Below are 14,876 nucleotides of genomic sequence, written 5' to 3' on the forward strand. Positions count from 1 at the left end.
GAAGAACCATTCCTCTGGCAGGTGAATTGGAATTGCCCCTCCAGTAAAGACTACCTAAAGTCCCGTTGATAAAACGAAAATCAACCTGTTAAATAGTGGAGGTCAATGGTCATTTTCCAATATTTTCTGAAGCTCGACTGGAGGCACCCATTCCCTCATTTCCTTTATGTAGGCGTTGACATATCCGGTAAGTCCTAGGCTTCGTGCGGCACTGATCATTTTGCCCCATAATTTGGGGTCTTTGTTGAATTCTGCGGCACTTCTCAAAAGTTCATAGCGCGCTTCTGCAGAAGAGGCTGTCTTTGCGGCCATGAGTACGACGGGCGTAAAGTAAGGATTGGAAGATACTGGGGCATTCTCTGGGAAATATGCTTTCAGGAGGGGGCTTTCGGGAGAATTCTCCATTTCTTGTCTCGCAATGGACACCAGCTCCTGGATATAATGGCGATCCAGTTCGTTATGGGAAAACAGGTAATTGCTGATTTTTTCGATTTCATTTTCTGAGAGCCAGTGCCCCTTTTTGAATAGGATTTCATGGGCAAAAATCACCTTTAGCGGTCCTCCTTCCATTGAATCCAATTGGGCAATGAAATCCACCTTGGTGGCTTTGTTAAGCCCTGCAAGGTGACCAAAGTATAAGCTTTCTTGGGTTGAGTTGGTAGCGGGATCTTGTTCGGTTGCCATCCATTTTGGGAACTCCAAGTCGTATTTGTCGGCAATTTTAAAGGAAAGGTCCTTTTTGCCACCAAAATAAAGAATGGGCAAGTGGTCGGCCTTAAGATCCCTGAAGCCCATCATTTCGGCCATTTCAAGTTCATTGGCGGCTTTTTCAAAATCCGCTTCACCTGTCAATATTTGTGCGGCCAAGGCGTGGAAATATCCCGCAGATCCATTAAAATCGATGGCCAGACCATTGAGATACTTTAGGGTTTCACCGATATGATGCGCCTGATAGCTTCTGATCACTCGGGTGATACGTAGCTCTTGCTGGGCAGCGGTATGCTGTTCGTGGCTATACAGCGAATCCACCAGTGCGATATCCTGTGCCAGTGGGGCGGTGGTTTGGTTTGTCCATTGGTTTCGGAGAATGGCTTGCTGGATAAGTGGAGCGTCAAGTGGTTCAGCAGTCAGGGAGAAAGCTGCAAAATTCCCCAAAACGTTTTCATATGCCAAGGAATTGATCTTGGCAATTTTGTTCTTTCCGGGAGTAGGCATGCTTTCGATGCGGAGCAAGTGCTTTACTTGAAGCCCAATTTGATTGGCCAGCATGGTTGGGTCGGCGTTCGCTTCATCTTCCAGTAGCTCAAGGGCTTGTTGTCCTTTATTGCTTTTGCTGTAAAGCAGCGCCAGGTTGTTTTTGATATGGCCGTTATTCGGAAACATTTCCAAGCCTTTTTCCAGGTAGAAAAGGGCGTCAAAATAGCGGTTACGCTTGTGGGCCATGTTGGCAGCCAGTAATACCTCCGCCACTGAAGGCTCCCATTCAAAAGCTTCTTCCATTTGTTGCTTGGCCAGAGTAAGTTGGTTTTCGCCTTCATAGAGTAATGCCGTAGCTACTTTTGCTTTGCTGTTGCGGCGGTATCTGATCCAGCTGTTTTCAAATAGAATGCGCGCTTCCAAAGGCCGATCGGTGGCGTAGTAGTAATCTGCTGAGAAATTGGTGGAGCTGGTGCTAAGTTGTGGAGCAATGACCCCGTCCGCATAGACAATCAAGGAGAGCAAGGCGATAAACGAACCTATACGCATATGGAGGTAAGCGAAATATTTGGGCTTGAAGATCACCTCATCCACCGGTTTTCCCGAATTCATAAATCCCAGGAAATTGGCCATTAGGTAAAAGAAAAAGAGTAGTGACATGGCGATCTGCGTGTACAGCAGCCAATGGTCCAGAAAATCTTGCATGGGCTCGTTCATGGAGAAATCAGCCTTCCAAAAGACCATTGCCGTGATCCCAAAACCAATCCAATAGAAAGCGCTTCCGACAATTGTCCAGTCGAATGGCTGGGCTATTTGGTCCAGCTTGGCCTTTACTTCAAACCAACCTAAATATCCCGCCAATAGGGCCAGGGGAAAGAGTGGTGGGTAGGTGATGGGAAGAGAAAAACTGCCCGTGTGGTGCAAGTAGATCGCTAATAGCAAGAGCAAATACACCATGGTGAATGCCGTGATATGCCAGGAGATCTTAAGTCCAACACCGCGATTGAGCTTGGTAAGCAATAAAAAAAAACTTCCCACCACTGCATGCCCCACATACAGCAGGAAAATGGCAGCAATGCCCAGTGTGGTCAAGCCAATGTTTTCGGAAAACAACAAGGCTGGATTCATCGCAGGGCTTAGGGATAGTAAGCTGGCGATGGTCAGCCAGATGATAGGGATGATGATCAAGCTCCTTTTGAGCAGCGAAATGTGCTCATAAAAAATGTGAATGATCATGCCGGGAATCGTGAAGCCAACGATTAAAATGATCAAGGAGAGATTGCTGCTGACGCCTCCAATATTGAGGGCGTTAACACCACTGAGGGTGAGGAGGACGATGACCAGCCCCATGCCACCGATAAAGTAGTATCGCTTAAAGGTGGTGATCAAGGTGATGCCCAAGCTGATCAGTAGGCCGGTGACCGCGCCAAAGAAATACGTCTTTGTTGCTTGTGGCACTGGAGCCCGCACTTCATAGTTTTGGAAGATAAGGTAGTTTTCTACTTTTAGCGGATAGCTGCTGATGCCCCAGTTGAAGATATCAAGAGGTACCTCTACCATTTCTGAAAACAATCCCGGCTGCAAAGGCAACGCCTCACCTGGAGCGAAAAAATGCTGATAACACAAAAGAAAACTGCCAATGATCACGATGAGGATTGGCAGTTTTTGAAATATGATGTTGCTGGTCTTGTCTATGGGATACTCAGGCATTATTCTAGCACCTTAGGCACACGGAAGTAATCAGAATCCTTTTGGGGGGCATTTTTAAGGCCTTTTTCATGGGAAAGGTGCTCCCCGACAGTGTCTTCCCGCAGTACATTTACTTCCGAGGACATGGTGGTAATCGGTTCTATTCCTTCTGTGTCCACTTGCTCTAAGTGCTCCACCCAGTCCAAGATCTGAGTCATGTCCCTGGTCATTTTCTTGGCACCGTTTTCATCAAATTCGAGGCGGGCCAAATGAGCAATTTTCTTTAACGTATTGATGTCAATTTTCATGTTAAATATTTTTTTGGTAAATCTGCTGGGTCAATTGTCCTTCCAAAGCTGTTCTTGGATGATTTGATGACAATTCGACTTCATGTCGGCCACTGCTTTTTTGCCTGAACCTTCAGGTATCATGGGCGCATGAATGACCACTTTTACCGTTTTATAGTGCAATAAGAATTTATTGTCGTCCGGCAAAATTAAATGATTATAGGATAAAGTTACAGGAATTATAGGGATTTGTTTTTCAAAAGCGAGATTAAATGCTCCATCTTTGAACGAAGAGATCGTTGGCGGATCGGTGCTTCGGATGCCTCCTTCTGGAAAAATAATGATGCTGCTTCCTTCATCAATGATTTCCTTGGTCCGTTTGAGGGTTTCTCCCCTGCTTCTGAAGCTGGCCCTGTCCACAGCAATGTGAAGTTTCCTGAACATGTAACCAAAAAGTGGAACTTTGCCTATGGAGCTTTTTCCAACAAATACAGCATCACCGGACATCAAACCGATCACGGGAATGTCCAGATAGGAAAAGTGGTTGGCCACAATGATGTATTGGGAGTGCTTCTTCAGGTGATGCCTGTTTTTTACTTTTACTGGCATAAACAGCCCCGTGAAGAAGACCTTCGCCCAGATACCGTTGAGTTTTCTGCCGTATTTTTTCAGCCCCGGCACTTCTATAGTGATGATGAAAAGAGGGAGCAGCACCAAGAATGACCCCAAAAAGATAATGGTGCCGTATGTCGAATAAATCCTCCTGAGTAATCGCATACCGAAATTATTGGTTGATCATGTGATTGGCTACTTTCACGAAGTAGCTCATCATGAGCTCTTTGATGTTTTGGTCGATGGCGATTTTGTCCATCGCCGTAAACATGGTGCTTAGCCATTGGTTTCGCATGTGGTCATCGATGGCCCATTCCAAGTGCCGCATGCGGAGTCTTGGGTGTCCCCGCTTGTCGGAATAGGTGGCAGGGCCGCCAAAAACCTGTAGTAAAAACAAAAATAAGCGTTCCTCAGCAGCATCAAGGTCGTTGGGGTATAGGGCTCTCAAGGCTTCATTATGAGCCACACCTTCATAGAAATGCCTTGCCAGTTCTTTGATTTTTTCTTCTCCTATGGCTTGATAGACCGTTTGGAATTCATTCATGGGGCTTTAAGTGATAGTTATGGCAAACTTAATTAAAAATGCTTAAAACAGTACCAACTACAGTATGTCAGATACCATGGAACCGGTAATGATCCGTAACTTCCAGACCAATGCCGGTTAACTGATTTTTTTCACCTTCAAAGAAGTGCCTTCCGTACTGATGACTTTTATTTTTTCACCTTGATCGATAAATTCTCCCCGAGAATGGGCGTCATAGAGTTGGTCGTCTATCAATATTTTTCCACTTGGCATTAGTCTGGTGTGGGCAGTGCCTTCTTTCTGAAGCAAATCATCGGAATACCAATAGGAGGTGTAACCATCCTCTTTTTTTTGGGTGGTGGTCAAAGTGATCTTACTGAATGCCTTCCATTCGTTTACTTTGGGAGCCAGCATGAAAATTCCTCCGATGGCCAATACAGAGGCCAATATTACAGTGACCAATGCCGCGAACAGTTCCTCGGAAGGCACAAAGGAAAAGTCAAATACATCATTGGGCAGCATGCCAAGGGTCAATCCTGTCAGGATACAGACGATTCCCAGAATACCAGCCACACCAAAGCCCGGTATGACGAAAAGCTCTAATGCAAGCAGGATAATCCCCAATACAAAAACGATGATTTCCCAGTTTTCGGTCAAGCCTGTCAAGTAATAGGGGATAAAATATAAAATCACAGCGGTGACCGCTGCTGCTAGCGGGAAACCTATTCCTGGAGTCTGGATTTCGAAGTAGATTCCTCCTATAATGATCAGTATCAAGAAACCACTGATCGCAGGATTGAGAAAAATGCTGATGATTTGTTCCACGATACTCATTTCGTGTTCAATGAGTTCGTAATCCTGTATGCCAAATTGCTTTATAGCCTCATCGATTGACCTGACTTCTGCTTCACAGAATCCATTTTTAATCGCCTCTGAAACCGAAAATGTAATAACAGAGCCTTCTTCGGTGATGCCTTCTATCACCAATTTTTCATCCACCATTGCTTCGGCAATTTTGGGATCTCTACCGTTGGCTTCGGCTGTGCTTCGCATCATGGAGCGCATATACGACTGGTATTTGTCGGGTGCCGCTTCCCCAGATCCGCCCATGACGACGGTGGCTGCTCCAATGCTGGCACCGGGAGCCATATAGATACTGTCACAAGCGATGGATATCAGCGCTCCTGCAGAGGCGGCGTCTTTATCGATAAATGATATCGTAGGGATGTTGGCCTCTAATAGCATCGTACGGATATCGTCTGCGTCATTCACCGCACCACCATACGTGTCCATGTGGATCAGCAGTATGTCTGCTCCGACCACCGAGGCTTCCTCCAAGGCTAATTGTACTTTTCTGTTCATCCGAGGGTCGATATTGTCCTGAATCTCGAGGACGTAAACTTTTTTGATGCTCAAGGAGTCGGTGGTCGCCAAAAGGTGAAAATGGGACAGCAATAAAAATGAGCAGAGGAAAAAACGAATGGTCTTCATAGATAAATTTTAGTAGTGATTACCGCTACTGGTGGAGATAATGCTCCTTTTGAGTGTTGTAGCGCATATTGCAACCATTTATTTGAAAAGGCTACTATAAATATAGCGGTTTTATCACAATTACCGTTTAGAAACTTTAAGAGGAATCAATCAGGAAATTTCTATTGATTGAAAATTTTAGCAGTATTTTTGTTGTAATTTGCAGCTAAGAAAAAAGCGCAAATTCAAGCTTAATTGCTAATAGTAATCACAACAGGAAATATGAGTTTTACAGTGAGTATGGACAGTTTTATCAAAAGTGTAAGTTTAGTCATTCTTATTTTTTTTACAGGTACAGGGGCTGCCTTTTCGACAGGAGCAGCCAGGGATTCGGTAGGAGTGGAAAAGGTCGGGGACAAGACGTTTATTATTCATGAAGTGACGGCAAAAGAAACGTTATTTGCCATATCCAGGCGATATGAAACGCCCGTGGGAGATATCATCAAGAATAATGACGAACTTAAGCAAGGTCTGAAAATCGGCCAGCGCATTAAAGTGCCATATATTCCCAAAACAGAAATTCCCGAAGGAGCGGTGCTGCACAAAGTGAGTCCAGGGGAAACGCTTTTTTCTGTTGCACAAAAGTACAATGCGTCTGTTTCTGATGTGAAAGCCTGGAATGACCTGAAGGGAGATGACCTAAGTGTGGGGCAGGCATTGATCATAGAAGGCGCTAAACCAAAGGAAACTCCAAAAAGAGAGGCTCCTGAATTAAGGGGCAATCCCACTGAAGTAAAGCAAGCACCTGTAGCGGCGACCCCTGCGGAGACGGCCAAAAAAGAAAAAGCTGATGATAAGAAAAATAAAAAAGAAAAGGAACCTACCAAAGAAGCCCAAGAGGTCGAGGAGCCACAAGGCGAGCAACGCATAGAAGATGTCGCTGCGGACGAATCAACGGGATGGATCACCCATACGGTAAGAGATGGAGAAACGCTTTACTCCATTTCCAAAAAGTACAATGCCAATATGGGAGATTTGATCAATTGGAACGTACTTTCGTCCAATAACCTCAGGGAAGGACAAAAACTAAAAGTAGGAAGGAAAGAAGGTGCAGTCAACAATCCTTCCAAACCTGCGGAGCCAGTAGTCACTTCCAGTGAGGATAAGGTGGTGACTACTCCAGAAGAGGAAGAAGCAGCCACAGCGGCGGCGGTAAAAAAGGCTTCCAATGAAAGTACCGCATATAAAAACATTAAGGAATCTGGACAGGCTGAAGTAATCGAAGGCACGAGCAATCACAAGAAATACTTGGTACTGCATAAAACTGCGCCTGTTGGAACGATCATGAGGATCCGAAATGAAGAAAATGATGTGACTATTTTTGCCAGAGTGGTTGGAAAGCTTCCTGATACTGGCGAAAATGAAGAACTATTGATAAAGGTATCCCAAGCGGCTTTTGACCAATTAAGAGCGGTGAACAACCGTTTTAGGGTCGAAATATCGTATTAAGGAAGCTTGAAATTCCAAAAGGCTGGATCCATAGCAATGTGCTTGATGCAGCCTTTTTTTGTTTTTTGGTCATTAGGGTGGAGTGATGAAAATAAGTGAACCGAAGATCTTAATGGTAAATTGATCGTGGGGCAAAAACAGGTCATTTTGTTAATTGCTGATAATTAGGCTATTTTTGCAGGGACGTTTGCTTGAATGAATGAATAAAATCCAACTCATATTCCACCACATTTTCAGGTTTATTTGGAACCTGATATTTATCGTTTCCTATCCTATTTTAGCCACTTTTGGATTGGTTTTTATAGGTGTGACCTATTTTTTTTCTTGGATATCCAGACTGTTGACGCGTATCAAAAAGAAGGAGTCCATTACTGAGATCAATACGCCCGAGTGGGAGCCACTATCCAAGGAAGTAGAACTGCTGGAAGGAAAACTCCATAAGCAGATTATGTTTGGGCCCTCTTGCTATAATGTCCGGCGTAAAGACGGAGTGCCTTCAGTACTTGAAGATTTTGTTTTTGGGACGAAGGTAAAACTAATCGATGAAGGTTATATCTTGGAAAAGTGGAATACCACTGATGCAAAAAAGCTTCCGGATTTTGACGTGTGTCTTTATGAGCCTGATGAAGACCGGCTTATACCCTTGACCAATATCAAATGCTTCGACTGGCATCTCGCAGAGAAGGAAGAAAAGGAGCTGTGTTTTAAGTGGTTTGATGGTATTCAGGGCGGCGAAGTGAAAGTGGACTTATGAAAGACCTAAAAGCCTTTTTGGATGAAAAAGCGGCGTTGTATAATCAGCCTGGATTTATCGTATCGGATCCCATATTGATCCCCCATCGGTATTCCAAAAAACAGGATATTGAGATTGCAGGTTTTTTTGCTGCGATACTGGCTTGGGGACAGCGAAAGACCATTATTAATAAGTGTACAGCGCTGTTGGCCAAGATGGACGATGCACCGCATGATTTTATGTTGCACCATCAGGAGCATGACCTGAAGCGATTTCTGGACTTTAAGCACCGTACATTTAACGATATTGATACGCTATGGTTCATTACTTTTTTAAGCAGGTTCTATAAAGAACATGATAGCTTAGAGGAGGCTTTTACCCATGGGTGGACAGGTGATGTCGATGTGATGGGGGAGTTGTTGACCAACTTCCACGACGTTTTTTTCAATGATCCCGAAGCCCCGCTAAGGACCCGAAAGCACATAGCTACTCCAAAGCGAAAAGCAGCTTGCAAACGTATCAATATGTATTTAAGATGGATGGTCAGGCAGGATGACTGTGGTGTGGACTTTGGGATTTGGAATAAAATCAAGCCCTCCCAATTGATCTGTCCTTGTGATTTGCATGTGGATAGGGTGGCCAGAAAGTTGGGGTTGGTTGAGCGAAAACAAACCGACTGGAAAACAGCCGTAGAATTGACTGAGCGATTAAGGGAGTTTGATGCGAATGATCCTGTGAAATATGACTTCGCCCTTTTTGGATTGGGAATAGAAGAGCGCTTTTGAAAAAATGAGACTGCTGAATTGTAGGATTGTAAAATAGGTGATCGATTTTACAACCCTACAATTTTTTCATAAAGCAGTTATTTATTTTGCGCCCCAAGTGTCTGGAGACTTTCTCCATTCGGCCAGGGATTGGAGATCTTCATCAGAAGCATAGTTGTTCTCAATGGCCTGGGGGAGCATGGCTTCATAATCACTGAGGCAAATCAGCTTAACGTCAGCCTCTATAAAATTCTGACGTGCTACTTCAAATCCATATGTAAAGATGGCTGCCATTCCCAATACTTCGAAGCCTGATGCATGAAGCGCTTCAATAGCCTTCAGAGAGCTGCCGCCAGTAGAGACCAAGTCTTCTATGACCACAACTTTTTGACCTTTGGTGACCTTGCCTTCGATCATGTTCTCCATTCCGTGGCCTTTGGGTTTCGACCTTACATAGATAAATGGAAGGCCCATTTCTTCAGCAATCAGTGCTCCTTGGGGAATTCCCGCAGTGGCAACACCAGCGATGCCTTCTACCTTAGGGTAGTTTTGCTTGATCACTTCCACCAATTTTTCCTTAATGTATGTTCTGGCTTCAGGGAAGGACAGGGAAAGGCGGTTGTCGCAGTAGATAGGGGATTTCCAGCCTGATGCCCACGTGAAGGGCTGTTTTGGCTGGAGACGGATGGCTTTGATGTCAAGTAATTTTCGTGCGACGGTTGCCGCTATTTCTTTGCTGTGTAATTCCATGTCCCAAAATTAATTCATAAAAATCTTTTGGCTGTTGTGATGGCTAAAATTTTTGTGCATTTTTGATTTGAAATGACCATTTTATGCGAATATTCATCAATGACAAGCCGCTGGACATCTTATCCCCAGCCCAACTGAACAAGAAAAAGACTTTTGAATGCGTCTATGAAAATCCTAAGGATTTGCCAGCCTATGTTGCTTTTCATGATGATGTCCTGATCACCAAGCCTTCCAAAGACATCATCATTAAGCTACTTTACTTGCTTCGGACGAGGAAATTAAAAAACCTGGATTCAATTACCATTGTTTCGGATGATGTAGAGATGCTAAAGTCTTTCATAAAAGGCCGTTTTAATATTGTCAAGGCTGCAGGGGGGATCGTCACCAAGAACGAGAAGGTATTGTTTATCCATCGATTGGGAAAGTGGGATCTGCCAAAGGGGAAATTCGAAAAGGGAGAGACACCGGAAGTTTGTGCTGTGCGGGAGGTGGAAGAAGAATGTGCCGTGTCCGTAAAACGGGGAAAGCTGATCTGCAAGACCTGGCACACCTATACCCAAAACAGGAAGAGTATTCTGAAGAAGACCTATTGGTATGTGATGGAGTGTAAGGATGATTCCAGTATGGCGCCTCAGCGAGAAGAGGGCATTGATGACATCAAATGGCTCAGTCACCAAGAAGCGAAGGTGGCTTTGGTAAACTCTTACCCTTCAATGAGGTACTTGTACAAGCGGTTTTTGAAAATGGTACCGGAAGTTCAGACTTCGTAAGGAAGGAATTCGCTTACATTTCCGCCATATCGATGAACTTCCCTAATAATAGTAGAGCTGACGGCTGCATACTGCGGTGAAGTGATCAAAAATACGGTTTCTAGGTCTGTGTTGAGGTAGCGGTTCATTTGGGAAATGGTATTTTCATACTCAAAATCCGTTGTGTTCCGTAGGCCTCTAAGTAAAAAATTGGCATCGTGTTTTTTTGCTAAGCTAGAAGTAAGTTCATTGTAAACGACTACCTTTACCGATGGGATATCCTTATAGACTTCTTCGATTTTCTGAACCATCATGTCTATTTCGAAGTAGCGCGACTTTTTGGAGGAATTATAACCTATGCCCACGACTATTTCGTCAAAAATATCCAATCCCCTCATCACTATATCATGATGGCCATTGGTGTAAGGATCAAATGAACCTGGGAAAATAGCTGTCTTTTTCATGTCTTTAGCTTGCCCAAAAGGCTTCCAGTTTTTTGGTTTCCCTAAAGCTTTCGGCTCCTGGAAGGTAATTTTGGATGGATTTTGGAGCGGTTATTTCAATGTTTTTGAAATATTTTTTTAGCACTGGCTCTTGTACGTTGATTTCTTCTAGGTTTCCGTAAAGCGTTATTTTACAATGCATCCTGTCGAATGCCAATTGGTGAAGGACACTGAAACTGTATTTTAGAAACTCTTGGTTGTTACGAACGTCAAAGCGGTTGAAAAACCTCAATTCTTTATTCGTAAAACCTGCAATGTAGATTTCATGATCTTCGATGACCACCGCAAGTTCCTGATTAAGCATTTGTGGTTTTTCTCCAAGCAAATACGTGACCGCAAGGCTGCTGCCGTGCCTTAATGTGAGGTTTTTGGCATACCTGCCAAAGATGGCCAAAGTTGTAGTATCTATCCCTCCAACTACGACGAGTTGGTCTTCATTCAGGTTTGAATAAAAGGTGTCTTTTCCAGTTACATCCGTGCTGAAATTAAGGTATGTATTGATCTTTTCCGCATCAAAAAGAACACTGGGAACTAAGCAAAAATCAGGGGAGTAAACGTAAAGTGTAGTGTTGCAATGATTGCCCCTAGCGGAAATGAACAAATCTTTTTGCAAGATCATTTCCAGTTCTTTTTCTTCCACAAATGGATAGTCATTTACTCCGATGACCGATCCGTTTTGGTTTTTGGCCAGAACGATGAGCCTTTGAGGGTAAAATAAAAGCGATAAACCTGACGTATTGGATACGTCAAGTTTATCGCAATGAAATTCTGTATGTGTATTTGTTACAGTCTTTGCCAAGGTTATTCCCAGTTACCTGAGGTAGAAGCGTCTGTTTTCGATCCTACTCTCAGCGCTTTTTCATTCTTGTTTTGTCTTCTTTCAGGATTAACAGGGGCAGGGTCCCTGATCTCAAATACATCGATAAGCGTTTTGCTGGCTCCTCTTTCCACTTTGTCAGCAAAAAACTCGAAGGTTTTTCCCCCTGAACCAGGTACTACATTCAAGGTGTTGATGTTGAATTCAGGATACTTTCTTTCATTGAAGAGCGAGTCCATTACGTTAACAGACCCCAGGGTGTCATAGTGAATGGTCACTTCCTCTTCACCATAATCCAGTAACTTGGTCTCTTCTGTTTTTTGGACAATGAAAATATCACCGTCCTCAATGAATTTTTTTAGATCCTGCCAGTTTCCGGCATATTCTCCATTGGTGGCCAAATAAGCCTGTTGTGCTTCCCTAAGCATTTGAAGTTTCTCGATAACACGTGCTTCGATGTTGGCAATGCGCTTTTCTTCTTGCATGACATCGTCAACACCTTTGTATAGCCTATAGCCAACGGCCAAAGCTGCGATGAGAAAAACAATCGATAAGATTCTAGTCAAATTCATTTTTCAGTGGATTTTACTTCTTATATAAAGGTTGATGGTATCTAATAAGATGCTATTTTATGCATTTATTTTCAAAATTAAAATATCCTTTCCATATTCTTATGTCATTAAGCGATTTTATCTTCCAAAAAAGATGATGTTTTTCATCATGTGCAATTTGATTGATTTCTGTGATGTCCATGAAGCGCACATCTTCAATGAGTTGTGTGTGGTCGGGGAGTTCTGGGTCCATTCCCTTGGTCAGTTCACCGGATTCCTTATGGACTTCAAAAAAAAGCTCTACTGCATGAAGGGGTGGTTTTAGGAACTCGGTCACGGTGAGCAGTGAGCCTACTTGGACCGCTAGGCCGGTTTCTTCCAAGAATTCTCTTTTGAGGTTTTCAGGAGCGGTAGATTGATAGTCCATTCCTCCTCCGGGGACGTTCCAAAAGTATTTCCCATTTCCCATAAGGTGTTTGATCATCAGGATCTTGTCCTCAAGGATGAGTACGCCATTTACCCTAGTGCGCAATCTACCTCCAAATTTCTCATTGATTTCTGTTTCTAAATGCTGCATTTAAGCCGTAGATTCGCTTGTACATGGATAAAGGTAAGCAAGATATTCCGAAACCGGCGATATTGATCCGTCAAAATTTTCCCCACGAGCCTACACAAGGTCAAAAAGTTTTTTTTGGCCTAATGGATACCTTTTTGGATAAGGACTTTGATAAGAAGCCTGTTTTTATTCTTCGAGGATATGCAGGGACAGGGAAAACTTCCGTGATTGCAGCAGTGGTGAGGTCATTGCCCAAGCTGAACTATCGTTCGTTGCTTTTGGCGCCCACTGGGCGTGCTGCCAAGGTCATGTCTGCTTATTCCGGAAAAATGGGGTTTACCATCCATAAGATCATTTACCGTCCCAAGGAGCAGGAGGGGTTTGTGGGGTCGGCTTTTGACCTTCAAAAGAATTACTATAAAAATACGGTGTTTATCGTAGATGAAGCTTCTATGCTGGCAGATGATGCCTTGGGAGGGAGCAATCTGCTCAGGGACTTGCTACAATATGTTTTTCAGTATCCTACCAATAGGCTGATTTTGATAGGTGATACCGCGCAGCTGCCCCCTGTAAACAGCGAAAGTAGTCCTGCATTGGATGGTAATTACCTTATTCACCATTATGGACTGGATGTTTTGGAAGCTGAACTCACGGAGGTAATGCGGCAGCAACTGGATTCAGGAATCTTGTACAATGCTACCGAACTGAGGAAAGAGGTCGTCAAGAAGGAGCCGGTCATTTCATTTAAGATCAAAGGATTTCCAGATTTCTTTAAGATGACTGGCGAAAGGCTGGAAGATGGTCTGCGGTATGCTTACAATAAATATGGTGTGGAGAACACCATCATCATCACACGGTCCAATAAGACAGCTGTCCAGTATAACCAATACATTCGAAGGACCATTCATTTTTTCGAAGAGGAAATTTCTACCGGTGACATGCTGATGATCGTCAGGAACAACTATACCTATATGGCCGAATCCGACAAAGTGAGTTTTTTGGCTAACGGGGACTTTGTGGAGGTGGTCAAGATTCGTTCGTTTGAGGAAATGTACGGGCTGAGGTTTGCGACATTGGAGCTGCGGCTTATCGATTACCCTGAGGAGCCTTTTTTTGAAGCAAAGGTAATATTGGATACACTGTACACCGCTTCCACTTCCCTTAGTAATGATGCTTCTAGGGAATTGTACCGTCAGGTGACAGAAGATTATGCAGGGGTGGAAAACAGAAAGGAACGCCGGGAATACATCAAGAAAGACCCTTATCTCAATGCATTGCAAGTGAAATTCGCGTATGCGCTAACCTGCCATAAGAGCCAAGGTGGGCAGTGGAGTGCTGTCTTTGTGGATCAGGGCTATGTGACAGAAGACCAGTTGGATACTGCTTATATCCGATGGCTATACACGGCCCTTACAAGAGCTACTGCCGAAGTGTTTATGGTGAATTTCCATGCGAATTTCTTTGTGGGATGATAAAAATCATGATGTGAAAAAATCATATAAAAAGTCCATTAGCTTGATTATTCTACAAAAAATCGGAACATTTACGATGCAATGCGTTTAAGGACTAAATGGTTGAGCATTGAAGTATAGTATATTTGGAACGAATATTGAAGCGAATTTTCTATTAGTAATTAATAAAGACCAACTGAAATGAAAAAGTTAATTCTAATTTTTGCCATGGCTTTTACAGCATTTGCTGTTCAGGCACAGAGTGAATCCGAAAAGGCTACTGCTGAAAAGGAAGAAGTAAAAGGGCCTGTGATCACCTTCGACGAGACAGAAAAAGACTTTGGTGAAATCTCTCAAGGAACTAAGGTGGAGCACACCTTTAAATTTACCAACACTGGAACAGAAGTGCTGAAAATATCAAATGTGGCCGCTACTTGCGGATGTACTGTGCCAAAATGGCCAAAAGAACCCGTAGCTCCAGGCAAGACAGGTGAAATCAAGGTGAGTTTCAACTCTGCCGGTAAAATGGGCAAGCAACGTAGCGTTGTGAGAATTTACTCCAATGCCTCTGAGCCTATCGAAAAAGTAGCGTTGATCTCTAATGTGACCAAGTCAGGAAGATAAGGCAGGATCAAGATTTTAGATAATAGACTTAAGATGTTATATTAAACCTCCGGGAAGACGGCGCTTGGCCTATTTTCGGAGGTTTTTTTAG

The 14,876-nt window shown here is 43.6% G+C and carries 16 protein-coding genes; 6 read left to right on the forward strand and 10 right to left on the reverse strand.

Annotation, left to right across the window (positions count from 1 at the left end; translation table 11 throughout):
* Window positions 1-102: 102 nt before the first annotated feature.
* The 5 genes from FDP09_RS10015 to FDP09_RS10035 form a co-directional block, all read right to left on the reverse strand.
* The gene (locus FDP09_RS10015) at window positions 103-2,907 is read right to left on the reverse strand and encodes a tetratricopeptide repeat protein (RefSeq protein ID WP_137402536.1); all 2,805 of its coding nucleotides are present in this window, start codon (window positions 2,905-2,907) and stop codon (window positions 103-105) included.
* The gene (gene gatC / locus FDP09_RS10020; RefSeq protein WP_137402537.1) at window positions 2,907-3,194 is read right to left on the reverse strand and encodes an Asp-tRNA(Asn)/Glu-tRNA(Gln) amidotransferase subunit GatC; all 288 of its coding nucleotides are present in this window, start codon (window positions 3,192-3,194) and stop codon (window positions 2,907-2,909) included. The genes FDP09_RS10015 and gatC overlap by 1 nt, the downstream gene beginning before the upstream one ends.
* Window positions 3,195-3,224: 30 nt before the next feature.
* On the reverse strand, window positions 3,225-3,950 hold the full coding sequence (locus FDP09_RS10025; RefSeq protein WP_137402538.1) for a lysophospholipid acyltransferase family protein: 726 nt from the start codon (window positions 3,948-3,950) through the stop codon (window positions 3,225-3,227).
* A 7-nt stretch (window positions 3,951-3,957) separates the two neighbouring features.
* Complete coding sequence (locus tag FDP09_RS10030; RefSeq protein WP_137402539.1) at window positions 3,958-4,329, reverse strand: globin domain-containing protein; 372 nt, start codon at window positions 4,327-4,329, stop codon at window positions 3,958-3,960.
* Window positions 4,330-4,446: 117 nt separating this feature from the next.
* Entirely contained in the window at window positions 4,447-5,799 is a 1,353-nt protein-coding gene (locus FDP09_RS10035) for an NfeD family protein (RefSeq protein WP_137402540.1), read from the reverse strand.
* Between the two features lie 261 nt (window positions 5,800-6,060).
* Here FDP09_RS10035 and FDP09_RS10040 point away from each other — a divergent pair, with 261 nt between their 5' ends.
* From FDP09_RS10040 to FDP09_RS10050, 3 genes are all read left to right on the forward strand, one after another.
* On the forward strand, window positions 6,061-7,287 hold the full coding sequence (locus FDP09_RS10040; protein WP_137402541.1) for a LysM peptidoglycan-binding domain-containing protein: 1,227 nt from the start codon (window positions 6,061-6,063) through the stop codon (window positions 7,285-7,287).
* Window positions 7,288-7,486: 199 nt separating this feature from the next.
* Window positions 7,487-8,041 (forward strand): hypothetical protein, encoded by a 555-nt coding sequence (locus FDP09_RS10045; protein WP_137402542.1) that lies wholly within the window; start codon window positions 7,487-7,489, stop codon window positions 8,039-8,041.
* The gene (locus FDP09_RS10050; RefSeq protein WP_137402543.1) at window positions 8,038-8,805 is read left to right on the forward strand and encodes a TIGR02757 family protein; all 768 of its coding nucleotides are present in this window, start codon (window positions 8,038-8,040) and stop codon (window positions 8,803-8,805) included. Before FDP09_RS10045 ends, FDP09_RS10050 begins: the two co-directional genes overlap by 4 nt.
* 81 nt (window positions 8,806-8,886) lie before the next feature.
* Here the strand turns inward: FDP09_RS10050 and pyrE are convergent, their stop codons facing one another.
* Window positions 8,887-9,534 carry an orotate phosphoribosyltransferase gene (gene pyrE, locus FDP09_RS10055; RefSeq protein WP_137402544.1) on the reverse strand — a complete coding sequence of 216 codons (648 nt, stop codon included), beginning with the start codon at window positions 9,532-9,534 and terminating at the stop codon, window positions 8,887-8,889.
* Window positions 9,535-9,617: 83 nt separating this feature from the next.
* On the opposite strand from pyrE, the gene FDP09_RS10060 reads away from it, so the two are divergent.
* Window positions 9,618-10,304, forward strand: a complete 687-nt coding sequence (locus tag FDP09_RS10060; protein WP_137402545.1) for an NUDIX hydrolase — start codon at window positions 9,618-9,620, stop codon at window positions 10,302-10,304.
* On the opposite strand, the gene coaD is transcribed toward FDP09_RS10060, so the two are convergent.
* The 4 genes from coaD to FDP09_RS10080 are packed head-to-tail and all read right to left on the reverse strand — an operon-like array spanning window position 10,292 to window position 12,731.
* Window positions 10,292-10,747 (reverse strand): pantetheine-phosphate adenylyltransferase, encoded by a 456-nt coding sequence (coaD, locus tag FDP09_RS10065; RefSeq protein ID WP_137402546.1) that lies wholly within the window; start codon window positions 10,745-10,747, stop codon window positions 10,292-10,294. The genes FDP09_RS10060 and coaD overlap by 13 nt on opposite strands.
* A gap of 4 nt (window positions 10,748-10,751) precedes the next feature.
* Entirely contained in the window at window positions 10,752-11,585 is an 834-nt protein-coding gene (locus tag FDP09_RS10070) for a DUF3822 family protein (RefSeq protein WP_137402547.1), read from the reverse strand.
* A gap of 2 nt (window positions 11,586-11,587) precedes the next feature.
* Window positions 11,588-12,175, reverse strand: coding sequence for a hypothetical protein (locus FDP09_RS10075; RefSeq protein WP_137402548.1), 588 nt, complete (start codon window positions 12,173-12,175; stop codon window positions 11,588-11,590).
* 52 nt (window positions 12,176-12,227) lie between these two features.
* The gene (locus FDP09_RS10080; protein ID WP_137402549.1) at window positions 12,228-12,731 is read right to left on the reverse strand and encodes an NUDIX domain-containing protein; all 504 of its coding nucleotides are present in this window, start codon (window positions 12,729-12,731) and stop codon (window positions 12,228-12,230) included.
* Between the two features lie 23 nt (window positions 12,732-12,754).
* Between FDP09_RS10080 and FDP09_RS10085 the strand changes: the two genes are divergently transcribed.
* On the forward strand, window positions 12,755-14,182 hold the full coding sequence (locus FDP09_RS10085) for an ATP-dependent DNA helicase (protein ID WP_137402550.1): 1,428 nt from the start codon (window positions 12,755-12,757) through the stop codon (window positions 14,180-14,182).
* Between the two features lie 180 nt (window positions 14,183-14,362).
* Window positions 14,363-14,785 (forward strand): DUF1573 domain-containing protein, encoded by a 423-nt coding sequence (locus tag FDP09_RS10090; protein WP_137402551.1) that lies wholly within the window; start codon window positions 14,363-14,365, stop codon window positions 14,783-14,785.
* The last annotated feature ends 91 nt before the right edge of the window (window positions 14,786-14,876 follow it).

The organism is Echinicola rosea (assembly GCF_005281475.1).
Lineage (GTDB): Bacteria > Bacteroidota > Bacteroidia > Cytophagales > Cyclobacteriaceae > Echinicola > Echinicola rosea.